The sequence below is a fragment of the Dyadobacter jejuensis genome, assembly GCF_003149085.1.
Lineage (GTDB): Bacteria > Bacteroidota > Bacteroidia > Cytophagales > Spirosomataceae > Dyadobacter > Dyadobacter jejuensis.
This window is the reverse complement of sequence record NZ_QGDT01000004.1, coordinates 357,912-374,893: the sequence shown is the minus strand read 5'-3', so window position 1 is coordinate 374,893 and position 16,982 is coordinate 357,912. Positions and strand designations below refer to the sequence as shown.

Annotated in this window: 13 protein-coding genes; 5 read left to right on the top strand and 8 right to left on the bottom strand. The window is 46.7% G+C overall.

Annotated features, from left to right (window positions below; genetic code table 11):
* Positions 1 to 51 precede the first annotated feature (51 nt).
* Entirely contained in the window at positions 52 to 1,362 is a 1,311-nt protein-coding gene (locus CLV98_RS10760) for an amidohydrolase family protein (protein ID WP_229203311.1), read from the bottom strand.
* A 53-nt stretch (positions 1,363 to 1,415) separates the two neighbouring features.
* Entirely contained in the window at positions 1,416 to 4,421 is a 3,006-nt protein-coding gene (locus CLV98_RS10755) for an amidohydrolase family protein (protein WP_109674314.1), read from the bottom strand.
* A gap of 169 nt (positions 4,422 to 4,590) precedes the next feature.
* Between CLV98_RS10755 and rpiA the strand changes: the two genes are divergently transcribed.
* The 5 genes from rpiA (at position 4,591) to CLV98_RS10730 (ending at position 7,616) form a co-directional block, all read left to right on the top strand.
* On the top strand, positions 4,591 to 5,277 hold the full coding sequence (gene rpiA, locus CLV98_RS10750) for a ribose-5-phosphate isomerase RpiA (RefSeq protein WP_109674313.1): 687 nt from the start codon (positions 4,591 to 4,593) through the stop codon (positions 5,275 to 5,277).
* 86 nt (positions 5,278 to 5,363) lie between these two features.
* A complete protein-coding gene (locus CLV98_RS10745) occupies positions 5,364 to 5,654 on the top strand; it encodes a hypothetical protein (RefSeq protein WP_109674312.1) in 291 nt (96 codons plus the stop codon).
* 142 nt (positions 5,655 to 5,796) lie between these two features.
* The gene (locus CLV98_RS10740) at positions 5,797 to 6,441 is read left to right on the top strand and encodes a hypothetical protein (RefSeq protein ID WP_109674311.1); all 645 of its coding nucleotides are present in this window, start codon (positions 5,797 to 5,799) and stop codon (positions 6,439 to 6,441) included.
* Positions 6,438 to 7,184 (top strand): DUF3307 domain-containing protein, encoded by a 747-nt coding sequence (locus tag CLV98_RS10735; RefSeq protein ID WP_109674310.1) that lies wholly within the window; start codon positions 6,438 to 6,440, stop codon positions 7,182 to 7,184. The genes CLV98_RS10740 and CLV98_RS10735 overlap by 4 nt, the downstream gene beginning before the upstream one ends.
* Before the next feature lie 66 nt (positions 7,185 to 7,250).
* Positions 7,251 to 7,616, top strand: coding sequence for a DUF4890 domain-containing protein (locus CLV98_RS10730; RefSeq protein WP_109674309.1), 366 nt, complete (start codon positions 7,251 to 7,253; stop codon positions 7,614 to 7,616).
* Positions 7,617 to 7,691: 75 nt separating this feature from the next.
* Here the strand turns inward: CLV98_RS10730 and CLV98_RS10725 are convergent, their stop codons facing one another.
* The 6 genes from CLV98_RS10725 to CLV98_RS10700 are packed head-to-tail and all read right to left on the bottom strand — an operon-like array spanning position 7,692 to position 16,956.
* The gene (locus tag CLV98_RS10725; RefSeq protein WP_229203310.1) at positions 7,692 to 9,014 is read right to left on the bottom strand and encodes an MFS transporter; all 1,323 of its coding nucleotides are present in this window, start codon (positions 9,012 to 9,014) and stop codon (positions 7,692 to 7,694) included.
* A 10-nt stretch (positions 9,015 to 9,024) separates the two neighbouring features.
* Positions 9,025 to 9,405, bottom strand: a complete 381-nt coding sequence (locus CLV98_RS10720; protein WP_109674308.1) for a cupin domain-containing protein — start codon at positions 9,403 to 9,405, stop codon at positions 9,025 to 9,027.
* A gap of 27 nt (positions 9,406 to 9,432) precedes the next feature.
* On the bottom strand, positions 9,433 to 10,821 hold the full coding sequence (locus CLV98_RS10715) for a RagB/SusD family nutrient uptake outer membrane protein (RefSeq protein ID WP_109674307.1): 1,389 nt from the start codon (positions 10,819 to 10,821) through the stop codon (positions 9,433 to 9,435).
* A gap of 24 nt (positions 10,822 to 10,845) precedes the next feature.
* Complete coding sequence (locus CLV98_RS10710; protein WP_158281231.1) at positions 10,846 to 13,911, bottom strand: SusC/RagA family TonB-linked outer membrane protein; 3,066 nt, start codon at positions 13,909 to 13,911, stop codon at positions 10,846 to 10,848.
* A 56-nt stretch (positions 13,912 to 13,967) separates the two neighbouring features.
* Positions 13,968 to 16,157 (bottom strand): alginate lyase family protein, encoded by a 2,190-nt coding sequence (locus CLV98_RS10705; protein WP_109674305.1) that lies wholly within the window; start codon positions 16,155 to 16,157, stop codon positions 13,968 to 13,970.
* Between the two features lie 43 nt (positions 16,158 to 16,200).
* Positions 16,201 to 16,956, bottom strand: a complete 756-nt coding sequence (locus CLV98_RS10700; protein ID WP_109674304.1) for an SDR family NAD(P)-dependent oxidoreductase — start codon at positions 16,954 to 16,956, stop codon at positions 16,201 to 16,203.
* Positions 16,957 to 16,982: the final 26 nt, after the last annotated feature.

The window sequence follows — 16,982 nt, the reverse complement described above, 5'->3', positions numbered from 1 at the left end:
ACCAGTGAAAGGCTAAAACCTATATAGTCCCACTCACTTAAAGCCTGATGCTTACTTGGCCTTGTATTTCTCTTGATACTTTTCGTAAAGCCTCTTTTGCTTATCATCAAGATTGACCTTTGCACCGCGAATAAAGGCCATTTCGATGCCATTACCACGCATGTCGAGCAAGTCGCCGGTAGATACCAAAAGGCTGGCGTCTTTGCCTACCCCTAGGGTTCCTACCCGTTGTGATACTCCGGCAATTTCTGCTGCATTTTTTGTTATTAATTGTAAAGCTTCTTCGGAACTCATATCGCTAAAACCAGCGGCTGTGCCGGCCAAAAATGCCAGATTCCGCGTTCTCCACCATTCACCAGCATAGGTGATCGCAACTTTTACGCCGGCCTGATGTAATTTGCCAGGCAAAGCATAGGGCAGATACACCGGTTCGTCTGGATGGCCAGGAAGCCGATGCGTAGGGTTAACGATCACTGCCACGTCGTTTTCTCTTAAAAATTCAGTGATCTTGTAGGACTGATTCCCTCCAGCGATTACAATGCGCTTGATACCATAACTTTGGGCAAACTTCACTGCCTCGATGATATCTTTTGCCAAGTCGGCCCTAATATACAAATTGGACTCGCCTTTTAACACGGGCTTCATGGCTTCTAAACGCAGGTTCACTGGCATGGGGGCCTTCAACTCGGCATAGGCCTTGGCTTCAGAGAATGTTTGCTTTAGTAGGTCCACAACCCCCTGCCGCCGTTCATTGCGCTTGGTTAGTTCCGACTGATCTTGAGTATGTATGGCCGTCGAAGCATACGATGGCCACGACAACCATACCCCGTCGTCCTTACGAAGTACAGCGTCCTCCCAGTTCCATCCATCGGAATAAAACAAGGCGGAGCTGCCTGAAATGATTCCCCCTTCGGGAACCGCTTGTGACAGCAAAATCCCATTTGAACGCAGCGTTGGGATGATCTCAGAGTCGGTATTATAAGCCACCAATGCACGAATATGAGGATTCAGGTCTCCTACTTCATAATAGTCGAGCGTAGCCCTAACCGATGCTACTTCTTTTAATCCAACGCTAGTATTGAGCGATATGATACCCGGATATATTTGCTTACCGGACACATCTATTTGCTCCCCTTTTTTGGCGCCGGTCGCATTACCTATATAGGTGATTTTTCCATTTTCAAAAGTAATAGCGCCTTTCTCAATGACGGTCCCATCCCCTACATGAATGGTCCCCCCTACTAAGGTCGTAGCTCCTTTTTGTGTTATACCCGGGGCGGGATTCTGTGCCCAAGCCCCCGTAAACAGCCAACTGGCTATCATGAGGTGACAGGTTGCCCAAATTTTTGCTTGATATTTCATTATAACATTTCTTTAAAATTCTCTAGAGTATATACTTGATGGTATTTCAAGGGCTATTCGGCCGCTTCATCCAGATCTTCACAATGCCACATTTTCGGTTTCACCATTTGAGGTTTCTGAGTGGCTTTGCCCTGATCCTTATCTGCCATCATTTTTTGTGTTATTCTGGCTCTTTCCGTATCCATTTCGGCTTGTTTAGCCTCATCGAGCTTCCGATCAAAATAAAAGGCCCCCTCTATCATGGTGAAGTCGGGGCGTGCATAGATCGATAATGGATGGTCGTTCCATAGGACCAAATCGGCATCTTTACCCACTTTCACGCTTCCCATTCTGTCGTCCAGATGTAGCAGTTTGGCGGGGTTAAGCGTCACCATTTTCCAGGCCTCTTCCTGGGGGACGCCTCCATATAACACCGTTTTGGCCGCCTCTTGATTGAGCCTACGGGCCATTTCGGCGTCGTCGGAGTTAATGGCTACCGTCACTCCTTCGTGGTACATCAAGGCTGCGTTATAGGGAATAGCCTCTTTTACTTCCATTTTATACGCCCACCAGTCGGCAAAAGTAGATCCTCCGATTTTGCGATCCGCCATTTTGTCGGCGAGTTTGTACCCCTCCAAAATGTGTGTAAAGGTATTCACCCGAAAGTTCAATGAATCTGCTACATGCATCAGCATATTAATTTCGGACTGCACATAGGAGTGACAGGTAATGGCGCGCTCGTCGGCCAATATTTCGGCGAGGGCATCTAGCTCCAGATCGCGACGTGGTGCTACGACCCCATCCTTTTTGGACAGTTTATTATAAGCATCCCATTGTTGTGCATACTCTTTGGCCCTAATGAAATGATCGAAGTACACTTGTTCTACCCCCATGCGGGTTTGTGGGAAACGGTAGCGCTGAACGTCTCCCCAGTTCGACTGCTTGACGTTTTCCCCTAAGGCAAACTTGATAGACTTCACCTGTGGCAATAAAAGGTCCTTGAGGCCCCCACCCCATTTCAGCTTAATCATGGCGCTCTGCCCGCCTATCGCGTTTGCTGAGCCATGAAGTAGCTGGGAGGCGGTAACCCCACCCGACAGCTGGCGGTAAATATTCACATCGTCGGGGTTGACAACGTCGCTCATCCTTACCTCTGCTGAGCTACTTTGCCCCCCTTCATTTACAGAAAATAAGGCGATATGGCTATGTTCATCGATAATACCACTGGTGAGGTGCTTCCCTTTTCCATTGATAACTTTAACGCCAGAAGCTACTTGTAGCCCTTTTCCTACTTTGGCAATTTTTCCGCCACGCACCAATACGTCCGTTTCTTCTAGGATCCCTTCTTTTTCATTGGTCCACACCGTAGTGTTCTGAATAAGGACATCCTGTGCCTGGGGGACTTCAAGGTTTCCATATCCAGCTAAAGGATACCAGATGGCTCCCGTAGGTGTTGTAGCTGGCTTTGTTGTATCTTTTGGGGCTTCAGCCTCAAACGCCGATACCAAAGGTGCCGACCAGGTGATGGTCTTTCCATCGGCGGTAAGGCCCTCGCCAACGAATCCCTTAGCATCTTTCCAACCCGTTAGCCTTACGGATTGGTCTTTTCCATGCTTGAACGACAGGGTTAAAAGCTCGTTTTTCAGCTGTACTTTGGGAGTGATTTTCGAACTATCCAGGGTAGTAATGCTGTAGTTCGGCTGCTCAGCCTTTCCACCAATTTTCAACTTTCCGCTGGGCTGGTTGTCTATCACGAGGTTGTACGTCCCGCGGATATCGGCTAGGTCAGTAGGAGTCAAAATATAGCGCTGGCCCTGAATCCAGTTTTCATAAATAATAGTACCCGACTCGAACAGGTCGGATGAGGTTACCAGAAAACTAGCTATTTTTCCTTTTTCTAGGGTTCCCAGTGATTTTTCGGCTCCTATGAGCTTGGCAGGCTGAACGGTCAGCGCCTCTAAAGCTACAGACTTGCTCAGTCCCTGATCTATGGCCAATCTTAGGTTTTTCCAGAAATCTGATTTTTGCTTGAGGCCCTGCATAGTCAGTGCAAAAGGGATTCCCGCTTCGGCAACATAAGCCAGGTTTTTTGGGGCCAACTCCCAGTGCTTGAGCTGTGCCAACGATACCATTTCTGAATCCCAGGGGTCAGTCAGATCGTAGGCACTCGGGAAATCGACCGGTAAGAGTAAAGTAGCTCCGGTATTCTTTATTTCTTCTAAGCGCTGATATTCGTCTCCGCTTCCTTTAATAATATATTGGATGCCAAATTCATCCCCAAGTTTATCGGCCCTTAAGAGGCTATACTTATCTGTGGTTTCAAAAAAGGATGGCAGTTTCTTGATTTGATTAAAAGCCTTTAATGACAAATTGTCTCCTTCATCCCGCTGGCTCTTTTCGTACCATTGGGCATCATAATAAGTTTGGCGCAACAAGGCTGTGGCTCCCATTACCGAAGAGGGATAAGTTTGGGTGGAACTTCCTTTGCTAAAAGAGAAATGAGCCGACGCTTTTTCCTGTAGCAGCACCTTGGTAGCGGGCAGGTCTGCCAGTGTTACTAGGGCGCCACTCCCTCTTACGATACCATCATGAGCATGAATAAGAGCGGTTCCAAATCCTAATTTTCGCAAACTTTCCGCTTGCTGCTGGCTAGGAACAAATTGCAGACTGGCATCTATCTCGGGTTGAATGGCCTGGTTCCAACCGAAGGCCCCCTTTTTGTTGGACTCCAATTGAGGCGTTTGCCTACCTCTGGACCGGGCTGGCATCTGTACGGCTGGTAATCCGTAATCGGAATCCAGGTCGATCAGCGAAGGGTAAAGGAATTTTCCTTGCAAATCGACTACTACGGTTCCTTGAGGTATAGCTACCTTTGGTCCTATAGCCTTAATGACTCCTCCTTCTATCAGGAGCGTCCCATTTTGAATGGTCTGTTGCGGGTTTACGATAATTGTGGCATTGGTGAAGGCATATCTTCCTGCACGTTCATCGTAAGCTCCATTTCTTGGGAAGGTTTGCTGTCCATAGCTATATTGCATCAGCAAAAAGCAAAAGACTAACTTTGATAAATGTTTAAACATGTTCAAAAATTTTTATTTGGTATTTGGGTGACAAGTTAGTACGAATTGTACAAATTAATTCCTAATCTCGTACGAAAAATATTGTTTTCTTCGATTGTACTTTCAATTTATACTTTTTCCATCTTTTCCTTTTATTATATTCATACCTATACCCGGTAGATTAGCTGATATGTCGACTCAAAGCCAAGAAAAAGAATTAGCCGCCAAGGCTGCGGTCCAATTCATAACCAATCATCAGATCGTAGGACTTGGTACAGGGTCCACGGCCTATTATGCCATTATGGAGATCGGCCGTTTGGTTCGTAATGGTATGAATATCAAGGCCATTCCCACCTCCAAGCACACCCAACGCCTCGCCATGGAGCAGGGAATCCCATTAGTGGAAATAGCGGCGTTGAGCGCTATTGACCTGACTATAGACGGCGCCGACGAGTTTACAGCTGAGGGCCTGCTAATTAAAGGAGGTGGTGGCGCTTTACTTCACGAAAAAATAATCGCTTCCCTTTCTAAAACGAATATCATTATTGCCGACTCCTCCAAAAGAGTCGATAAACTGGGTCAGTTTAGGGTGCCAATTGAAGTGATTCCGATGGCATGTGGTATGGTCCTAAACAAACTACGGGCACTAGCCGGTCGAGGAACCCTTCGCCAGACAAACGGGACGACATTCTGTACCGATGAAGGCAATTATATTCTCGATGTTGATTTTGGGTTGATCGACGATCCATGTGCTTTAGCTCAGGAACTCGATGGCCTAGTAGGTGTTGTAGAACATGGCTTGTTTTTGAACACTACTACTACCATTTTGATGGGACAAGGAGACTCCGTATTACGCTTCGACCGCCAAAAGAAGTAAATATCCGCCCCCCTCCGACTTGTTTTTCCTGAATGTAACCCGTTATTTTAAGCTTATAATAACCATTCTATTTAGACCATTATCCCATGACATTCGACGAATTTAAGGCTAGTATGACCTCCTCCACTCCTCCTGCCACCTTACCTCCATTATTAAAAGCCTTATGGCACGATGGGAATGGGGACTGGGAAGCTGCCCACCAAATAGCCCAGAGTAAGGAAGGAAATCCTTCTTATGACCGTATCCATGCTTACTTGCACCGCGTAGAGGGGGATGAATGGAATGCCGGATACTGGTATCGCCGTGCTGGATCGAAAGTTTTTGCCGGCTCGCTTCAGGAAGAATGGACGGCTTTAGTGCAGCAGCATCTACAATAGACTGTCGAAGGGGGTACAGGAGGATCTTTAGCCCCAAAACATAAGGTTATTTCCTTATATCCTTACTACATTAGAAAAAAACCTTATATTGTATCGACATAAGCTAATAACCTTATAAATCCCTGTTAATCCCCCACCGCATATGGCCCATAAATATGCCGTAATAACCGCCGACATGGTTCATTCCACTCAGTTTAGCTCGGAACAAACAGGGAGCTGGCTTGAGGAGCTCCTTACGATACTAGGCCAACTCCCCCAGCTGGACTGGGCCTTAAAACCAGAGATATACCGGGGCGATAGCTTTCAAGGAGTATTAAGGAAGCCCCACCAAGCCATGCATGCGGCCTTAATAGGAAGGGCTTATATGAAAGCACGAAAAGCCAAACAGGCCAGTCTCGATCTTCGAGTAGCCATAGGGATCGGCCCAATAGACCATCTCACCGATCGCCCGGGAAGCTCAGATGGAGAGGCCTTTAGGCTCTCAGGCAAATTGGCCGATGAAATCAAGAATCATCAGGCACGGATAGGCCTAGCCACACAGCCCAGCCAACCCCTTCTACAGGTCATATCCACCCTCCTGGAACCCATAGTAGAAAGCTGGACCGTAGGACAGAGTGAACTGGTATTGGAATTATTACAAGGACATACCATTACCCAAATTGCCAACAAGCTGGGCATTAGCCAATCGGCAGCTAGCCAACGAGCCCGTGCAGCCAGCTGGTGGGCCATAGAGGACCTTTTAGAGCGACTCCCCGCATTATTCCCCCTGAAACCGACAAGCCTATGACCGAGCTCTTAGCCTTATTAGCCGCCCATATTTTGGCTGATTTTTACTGGCAACCCACGACATGGGTCGTTCAAAAACGAGCCAAAAGCTTTAAGTCTCGTTTTTTTTACTACCATATTGGAGTAGTACTAGTCGCCTCATACGTGCTTTTGGGATATTGGGCCAACCCATGGCCCGCTATTGGCCTAGCAATAGCCCATGGAATAATCGATCTGGTCAAACTGCATTTCGACAGGACTTCCAGCACCAAGTGGTTTATAGCCGACCAAGTCCTTCACTTGCTCAGTATTCTCACTGCGGCAGGGATACTCACAGGACATACCCAGCTGGCAATAAACAACTTAATGGAATGGTATAGGCAACCCACCTACTTGGCCATACTTGCCGGGGTGCTGCTCTGCCTGAACCCGGTCTCTTTTTTAGTAGGGATGCTTACGAAACCCTGGCGGATCGAATTGGAAAGGCTCGTCCCTGAAGCCGACGACAATTTGGCCAATGCTGGTCGATGGATCGGTATGTCCGAAAGATTATTAATATTTATTTTCGTACTCATCAGCCAGTTTTCGGCCATTGGTTTCCTTATTGCCGCCAAGTCCCTACTTCGCTTCAACGACAAAGCGAGCGAAAGCATCCCAAGTGCTTATATCACCAAAAAATCGGAATATGTATTGGTAGGCACCTTGATGAGCTATACCTGTGCGATCATTTTGGCCCTACTGACAAAAATATTTCAAAATATTTAGTGGGGACATTAAACCAATGTGCACTAGCCTCCTCTAACCCTACAAGAAAACTAAAAATAAAAACCGATGAAAAAAGGATTGATGATCATCATGCTTGCCATGGCCAGCATGACCGCATTTGCACAACGCCCAAACAATAGTGGAACTGCCGAAGAAAGGGCCGAAGCTCAAACGAAAAGAATGACTGAAAGCTTAAAACTTTCAGAGGACCAACAAAAGCAAGTGTATGCTTTGACCCTAGACCGGATGCAGTCTATGGAAGAAATGCGCAAGTCTCAAAGCATGGACCGCGATAAAATGAAAGCGTCCAATGAGGCGTATCAAGCGAAAATGAACGAGATCTTAACCCCTGAGCAGCAGGAGCAACTAAAAACTATGAACAGCGACAGACAAGGACAAGGTGGAGGCCGCAAGGGTAAACCCAGAAGCTAACATTCCGTTCTATGCTCAAAACGTAAAAAAAGCCACTAAATGTGGCTTTTTTTACGTTAATACCATTCAAATTAACTATTTCTGCAGTTGAGGTTTCTCTGAGCCACTCAGTAAAAGAGCAGCACCTATTCCCAATGGAACGAGCAAAGCGGCCATACCAAAAAATGGAACATAACTAACTTTGGTCATCACAGGAACCAACCAGGTAGTCACTAAAACCCCCAAAACGGCACTCGTACCGCTAATACCTGCGAGCGTCCCCACCGACTTCCCTGAGAAGAAATCTGAAGGCAAGGTTTGTATGTTTCCAATAGCGATTTGAAAGCCCATTAAAGCCACAAAAATGGCTAGCATAGCTTCCTCGGCAGAATGCACGAACGCACTGGCAATTAACGCGGGGAGCATGATGATCCCCCCCAAGGTGATACATATCTTCCGGGCCTTAATTACGGGCCAGCCCTTACGGATCAATAAGCCCACCAACCAGCCACCACCGAGGCTTCCTATAGCCGCCCCTACATAAGGGAACCAGGCGAAGGCACCAATTTGCTTGATATCGAACCCAAACTGATCGTGAAGGTAAATGGGCAGCCAGCTAATAAAGAGCCACCAAATAGGATCTAAGCAGAAACGAGAAAGAATAACCGCCCATGACTGTTTGTACCCTAACATTTCTTTAACAGAGAGGGCCTTTTCCGTGTCTTTTACGGCAGGTGCCTGGCCATCGAGAATATACATCCTCTCCGACTCAGAAAGCCAAGGGTGCTTATCGGGAGTGGCCTTGTTAATGATCCACCAGGGGATCACCCAAAGCAATCCTAAGGCACCAATTAAAAGAAAAGTACCACGCCAGCCGATACTTTCGTAGAAATAGGCTATTAAAGGAGCGGAAATAACCGCTCCCAATGATGCACCTGAATTGAATAATCCCTGAGCAAAAGCCCTTTCCCTGACAGGAAACCATTCGGCATTGGACTTGGTAGCCCCCGGCCAGTTGCCCGCTTCGCCCAAGCCCAATAGGGCTCTAAAAAGGGCGAAACTTCCTAGACCTCTAGCTACTGTATGCAAGGCCGCGGCTATTGACCAAATCGTGATAGAAATAACAAAACCAACACGGGTGCCTACTTTATCGAACAGCCGCCCCGATATACTTTGGCTAATACCGTAGGCGATCATAAAAAACGATACGACTACGGCATATTGCTCCTTATCGAGTTGAAGGTCCTCAGCAATGCCGGGCCACATAACGGCCAAGGCGTTCCTATCGATGTAGTTGATAATGGTGGCAATAGCAATCAGCGCTATGATCCACCAACGTAAGCCACCCACCTTTTCTTGTGTGCCTTCCATGGGGGTTGGGGAGTCAGTACCAGGATCGGTAGATGTTACATTTTTCATTGAGAGAGAATTAATTGGTTAAAGAATTGCTTTTTTCGGCCTCTTCGACAACGGGCATAAAATCTTCCCGGATAGGACTAAATACATCGATAAGCACCCCTACGGAAGTACATACGGCACCATGGGGCGCATGTGGGGGAATATAAAACGCATCCCCTTTTTGTAGGACTTTCTTTTCGGAGTCGATCGTTACCTCGAACGAACCACTCTCTACATAGGTAACTTGGCTATGAAAATGATCGTGGATAGGGCCAATACTCCCTACCTGGAACTCCACTTTGACCAACATAATTTGATTATCGTAGGCCATAATTTTCCGCCGTACACCTTCTCCTACTACTTCCCAATCCAACTCCTGATCGTTGATAAACTTATCGCTTTTGTAATTCATGATTAATATTGATTAAATTGTTTTTTATTAATAACCTGGATTTTGTGCTATCAATCCGTTTGTAATATCGAGCTCCCGTTGCGGAATAGGATAGAGGAGCCTAAAGTCGGCCACGTTCACCGAGCGACCAATGGCTACAAAATGCTTTTTCATAGCGTCCAAAGCGATCCCCCAACGTAATAAGTCGTACCAACGGTAATTTTCGAAGGCCAGCTCTACGCGTCTTTCGTTTTGTATAGCCAGTCTACGGGCCGTCTGATCGGGCAATTGCTCCAAGGTATAGCTTTCCAGACCCGCTCTTTTGCGAATGGCATTCAGGTTGCTTAGTGCATCCGTTGGACTGGTACCGAGTTCATTCAATACCTCCGAGTACATCAACAGTACATCTGCATAGCGCAGTACGATCCAGTCGGTTCCTGAGTCGCGACGGCTTCCTGAGTTGGAAGCATCTGGAAACTTATTGACGAAAGCCGTAGCACCCGTCCCTGTAATGGAAGTGGTATATCGTACCGCATCCGACGAAGAATACATGCTTAAAAGATCGGTCTTGGGCTGTAAACCTCTGGTGGCTCCATCCTTAGAAAAATCGTAAGAGAACCCTTGACCTTCTCCATTGGCCGATGAACGGTAGCGAATGGCGAAGATAATCTCATTGTTCATTTCCATCCCCGAGCTAAATACATTGGCATAGCTAGCCAATAAGCTATAAGACTTTGAACTAATCACTTTTTCTAAAGACGTTTTGGCCGAAGCGTAGTCCTTTTTGGTCAGATAAACCTTGGCCAGTAAGGTCTGAGCTGCTCCCTTGGTGGCTCTACCCAGGCTAGCGGCTTCCCAGCTCACGGGCAGATTGGCCTCTGCGAGTTGAAGGTCGGCAATTATTTGCTCATAAACCACATCTTTGGATACCCTTTTAAAAACTTCGGTATCATTGACGAGTACAGGCACTAAGGGCATGGGAATGTCGCCGAATAAACGTACCGAATTGAAGAGAGTCAGGGCTCTGACAAATTTGGCCTCTCCTTCAAAAGCCGCCTTTTTAGTGGCATCCGTTACGTTAGGAAGGTATTTGAGAACGATATTGCAACGGGCCAAGGTCGCATAGGAAGTCACCCAAAAAGTATTCACAAAGTCATTGGAAGCCGTTTCACTAAAATTTTCGATGGCCGCCCACTCCCCCTCCAAATTGGCTGGGGAGATATTATCGCTACGTAGTTCGGTAAGCTGGATTTCGGCAGGGGTAACGAGTTGCAAGGCACTGTAAATATTCAATACCCCAGTTTCTACTTCCCCAGTGGTTTTAAAATAATTTTGCTCTACCAAAGACGACTCGGGCTTTAGGTCCAAAAATGTTTCGGTATTACAACCCCAAACCAGCAATAAGGTTACAATATTGATTAGAGATATCCTTTTCATATTGAGTTTGTTAAATTGTTCTTATTAAAGATCGATATTGATTCCCAAGGTAAGGGTGCGTGCGATGGGGTAAGCCCCTTTCTGCCAGCCCTTTTTAAGAGGGTCACTTTCAAAATCGGGAGATATCCCCTCTGGGTTGAGACTGGTATAGTCCTTAGCCATGCTGAATATTAAGTTGGAAGAACTCGCATAAATGCGCAAGCCACTCAGACCAATTTTCTTTGAAACTTCCACAGGCACCGTATAACCAATATTAAGGTTCCTCAAGGCCACATAAGAAGCATCCTGAACATTGTAGTCGGTCTCCGTTTTGACCCGGGTAAATGCCTGCTCTTCGGGCGTATAGTTTAAGTAAGACGACACAGAAGCGGTAGCATATTGCGTTTCATAATAGTTGGGGTCTATATTATAAATTTTAGCCCCATGCGATCCCTGCCATACCATACTCATATCGAAGGCCTTGTACTTTATGGTGTTGGTAAGCCCCCAGGTAATTTTCGGATAAGGGCTACCTAGTACTTTACGGTCATTGACGTCAATCACCCCATTTCCATCGATATCCTTCACGAAAATTCGTTCGGCGGCAACCCCTATTGGCCAATAGTCAGTACCTTTTAGTGAAACTTCCTTCACGGTCTCATAGCCATAGAACTGTACCAAAGGCTCTCCTACCCGCGCTAAGAAATAATTGTTCCGTTTGGTATCCCCGTTACTAATCAACTGCTGGCTGCCTCCAAAGTCCTTCAATTCATTCTTCACTTTGGCGGCCACGACATTCGTAGTCCAGGAAAAATTGGGCTTTGCAATGATACGACCAGTAAGCTCTAGCTCCATTCCACGATTGGAAACCTTACCACGGTTCACCCAATACCCGTCGAATCCGGTAACTCCTGAGATTGGTAAATACAAAAGTAGCTGGTCGGTGGTGGATTCGTACACGTCGACGGTAGCCCTAAGCCGATCGTTGAACAATCCAAGATCTATACCCCCATTGACCGAGAAAGTTCGCTCCCAACCCAAATTGGAGTTGGCATAGGACGATACGTTGAACCCAGGCACTACGGCTTCGTTGCTTCCCAAAATGGCCCCACTAGGCGAAACGGTAGCAAAGGCTCTGTAGTTGCCTATATTATTATTTCCAGTAGCACCATAGCTTGCCCGAATCTTCAGATCACTAACAGTTTGGCTGTGGACTAAGAATGGCATCTGGCTTACCCTCCATCCTAAAGATGCCGAAGGAAAATATCCCCAACGGTTGTCGGCTCCAAATCGCGAGCTACCATCCCAACGGGAACCAATAGAAACCAAATAGGTATCATTAAAAGAGTAGTTTACCCTTGCCAATGCCGAAAGCAACCTATTTTGTTCTCTTAGGGTAGACAAGGCCGTAGCCGTTCCCGCATTTAAAGTTTCTATATTGTCGGTGGCAAAATTGGACGCCGACGCCGAGGCAGTATTAGTTACCGTTCCTTGAGCAGTCCAACCCGCTATCGCATCGAATTGGTGTTTTCCTATTGACTTTTTATAGCTAAAAACATTTTCGTTAAGCCAGTCGATGATACGACTGTTGCTATATTGGCCTAATGTACTAGCCTTTGCAGCCGCAGTTCCTTGAATCAGTTCATCCACTCGTGCCCAGGAGGTCCTGTAAAAGTAGTTATCCAACTGACGGGTGTACACCCCTAAGGACGTTCTGAAGCTTAAACCCTCCAGGATATCCCAATTTACAAAGGTGTTGGTCAGCGTTCTTAATTCAGTATTGTATTTGTTCTGACCCTTTATTTGTATATACCCGTTGTTATCGCCGGTAGCCGACACATTCGCCAACCCTGTTGCCTTATAGAAACTGTTACGAGTGGGGTCAAAATCGCGCTGGTGGAAGTTGGAACCTACTGGTTTACCACTCACTAAGGAAGTTGCCTCATTATGGTAAAGGGGCATCCAAGGGGCTATAGAGCGGATACCATCGTGGATGGAGATAGGTGTTTCGTTTTGTTTGGCGTAGGAAGGGTTGATACTTACCCCCATTTGAACCCTATTACCAAGCTTAAAATCTACATTTGCCCGCAGGTTAAATTTGGTATAATCATTACTCAAGACGACGCCTTTATCCTTAAGCACTCCTGCAGACACATAGAACTTGGCGTTATCATTACCTCCACGGGCGTTGACCTGATAATTCTGAAAGTTCCCCTTCCTAAAAATCAGATCCTGAGGATCGGTATTGGCATCGTACTTTTGAGCCAAGAGGATCTTGTCGGACAACACCTCATTATTATCTTCTTTTACAAAATTAACCCATTCGTCCAAGCTAGGAATATCGAGCCTTTTCACAGTCTCTTTAGTACCCCCACTTATATTAAAACTGATTTTTGTTTTACCCGACTTACCCGATTTGGTAGTTACAATAATGACTCCATTGGCCCCTCTAGAACCATAAATCGCCGCAGAAGCAGCATCTTTTAGGACTTCAATGGATTCCACATCGTTCATATCGATGGCCGAAAGGTCAGTGGGAACTGGGTATCCATCCACCACTATCAGCGGGCTGGTACCGGCCGTAATGGAGGCTGCTCCCCTAATCTGAATGGTAGGAGCCGAGCCCGACTGGGCATTGCTTGTCTGAATTTGAACCCCAGCCATTTTCCCAATCAAGGCTTGGTCGGCCCGGGCTACCGGAATTTGATTCAGGTTTTCATTTGTAACCTTGGCAATAGAACCAGTCATATGGGACTTGCGCTGGGTACCATACCCCACCACCACCACTTCGGACAGCGTTTGGTTTTCTTCAACCATTTTAATCTCAAACTGAGACCGATTCCCCACCAGCATTTCCTGGGTTTCGAATCCAATATAACTAAAAACTAGGGTAGCATTTTCGGAGACTCCCGCTAGCTCAAACTTACCTTCGGAGTCCGAAGAAGTTCCTTTAGTGGTTCCCTTACTCGTAATGGTTACCCCCGGTAGCGCCTCTCCCAGCGCATCGGTAACTTTGCCAGTAATGATACGATCCTGAGCGGAGGCCATCAAGACCTGCAACACCCCAAGGATAATCAAACTTAATAGGCGAATTGTACAATACTTTTTCATCGGTAATTGCATTTAGTTCGTAAAAATTATTTAGCACAGGTTTTACTAGTATTCTTTCAGAGTAGGTTGAGTTGGTAGTAGCCCTTCCAGCTGAGGGTGCCGTCGGGCAGGCTAAGACTATGCGACTGTCCGCTGGCAGCATCGTTGTTAGCGACGGCAAGTCTGATTTTATGGCCAGAATTCAGCCATACGTCTACCACCGTAGCCACGGCAGTGTCGTATATTATTTTCGCTTCTTTGACGTTACTTTCGGCTCCTGAGGCGGTTTCGGCCGTCGGGTCAAAATGACCGTGAGGTTCTATCACCGAAAGGAAAGTCCCACCTTTGGCCCACTGTTGCCGTACGATCAGGGCCGGCTCGGGGCGAAGATTGAAGTCGGGGTCATTAGCCCCCACCCTTGCCAGTATGACTTGTGTGGCCGTGTCGGTGGCTGTTGTGACCGAATAAAACCGACTGTCGTTCAGCCAAGTGAGGGTAAATGCAGAAGCATTGGGCTTGGCCTCGGCTTGCTTCCATAAGTGCTGGTATCCATTGCTTTCTCCTAACGTGGTCTGCACCTTGGTAGCGGCCTGATAAGGTAAATTCGTTTTGATTAACTGTCCTTTATAGTAAAAAGGAAGATCGTATTGATGCTTTTGAGCGGATAGTACCCTAAAGAGGTCCAAAACAATAGGCTTGTCTAAAGTACTGTCGTTGAGCATCAACAGCGTCCGTTGCAGCGTCACATCTTTGTACGCTGTTGCCGCTTTGGCACTGATAATCTGTTGGTTGGCATCGCTAAGATCGGCAAAATACAGCTGGCCCGATTCCTTTTCGGCCACCGCCTCCTTACCTCCAAAATGAGAGGCTTCATCCACCACCACCGTATTATGAGCAATAGTCTGCATGGCGAAGCTGTGATTTTCGGGCAGGTATCGTCCGCCAAACTTGGGCTCTACATTCAAGAAGCGAGCCGCTCCATAGTCGGTCAATATTTCATTTCCATCATCATAAAGCGCCAGCATCAACTTGTCGTAATGCCCATGAGAAAGGCCATGTCCTGTAAATTTGAATACTAGGCTCGTCTGTTGCTGTTGCACGCCATTGCGTAAAATGGCTATTCCTCCGTCTCGGCCCATAGGGCCATCCGAAAATATCACCGATTTACGCTCAAAATGAGGCGATTCCGACCCCAATTGTTTATCCAACTTGGCAATCGCCAATCCACCTTTATTGAGCAGAACCCTACCCTGTTGGCGGATCATATCCAATAAAGTCGCATCGGCACCGTACCTTTGGAACACAATGGAAGCAGCCGTTACTAGCTCTCTGGTATCCCAGCCTTTTTCCTTTAGGGCATCATTGATGGGTATAAATTTACCGTCAGAATTAGTCTGTTGAAGCGCTGCATAAAAGGCTTTTTTAAGGATTTGATTCCGGTAGTCGAATATCTTCCTTTCGGGTTGGTTCATCTCAATCGCCTGAGCAAAGAGAAAGAAAGGCAAAAGGGCATAGCGGACGTAATAGGGACCTTCCGTGTAATAACCATCGGGCGAAAAAAGCGTATTTAGTTGGGCTAAAAATCCTCCTTTTCCGTCCTTTTTGGTTCCCAGGATCGCTTTTTCAACGAGCTCCTTATCTTTTAAAACGAAGCCAGTCATGCCTACCGCCGAAACTGCCCATACCCCGTGATTATGCACTAGGTTAAACCATGACTCAAGATCTCTGGTGAGAAAGGTAGCCAATGGACGAAAAACGGATGATTCTATTTGGGACCTTTCCGCCGGAGTCAATTCACTATAAACAGCATCATACCCTTGTACACTATACGCAACCCAATTACAATCATTTAAAGCCTGATGAAAGAGCCGTCCTGGAGACGATCCTTTGGCTTGTGGATGATTTTTAAGCGTGGGTATTAGCCTGCTATATTGCAACAAAATATCCTTGACAAACTTTACATACCGCTGATCCTTGCTCACCGAATAACATATTCCGGCGGCTTGAATAGCCTGATAGTTTCGTTTATGCTGTTCATGCGAATAACCTCCGGCGGGGTCCTTAGGAACGGGTACATCCATAGGCTGGGCAATGGCCCCATCGGCCAATTGCTTGAGGTCCTCATAACTCTTATCCAAAAGCGCAAACTGGCCCAAGGATTGTTGTATTTGAGAGGCATCCGAAGGATCCATCAAAACAGACCCTCGCTGTGCTACTGCACCACTCAAGCCCAAAAGCATACAAAAACCTAAATAGAATAACCGCATTTCCTACAATTGTTATTTATTAAAACACTAATTCAGGGCATCCTTATATAAAGTAGGTACCCCCATTGATTTCCATAGAAGATCCGGTTACGAAGCTAGCATCGGAAGAGGCCAAAAATAGTACCAATTGAGCAACTTCCGCCGCCTGACCTTCCCTACGCAAAGGAGTCATTCCGGCTACTTTCTCGCGAACTTCCGATTTGGTAAAGGTATCGTGGAAAGTGGTGGCAATCATCCCTGGCGAAACAGCGTTAACCCGAATGCCCTTAGGCCCTAGCTCCTTGGCCAACCCTCGTGTGAAGGTCAAAACCGCTCCCTTGGCTGTTGCATAGGCAATGGCACCAGGCCCACCCCCATCGCGGGCTGCTTGTGAAGAGAAGTTAACGATAGAGCCACCCTTACTCATAAACGGAACGGCATACTTGCTGACCAAGAAAGCCGATTTTAGGTTTACATCCATTACAAAATCCCAGAACTCCTCATCCATTTCTTCAATGGTCTTGCGGGCCACGAGTCCCCCAACCACATTGACAACGATGTCGATCTGCTCGCCAAAATGCTCTACACAAGTGCTTACCATTTTTTGAACTTCCTCGGCATTGGTCATATCCCCTTGAAAGGCAATCACCTCTCCTTGAGCGTCCTCTATGGTTTTTTTGGTTTGGTTCGCCTGATCGTCCGAACCAAAATAGTTGAAACAAACTTTAGCTCCAGCTTGTGCGAGTAATATAGATACTTGACTACCTATGTCACGACCGCCACCGGTTACAATGGCTACCTTACCTTTTAAGTTATTCATCTTTATAAATATAAATTGTAAAAAAT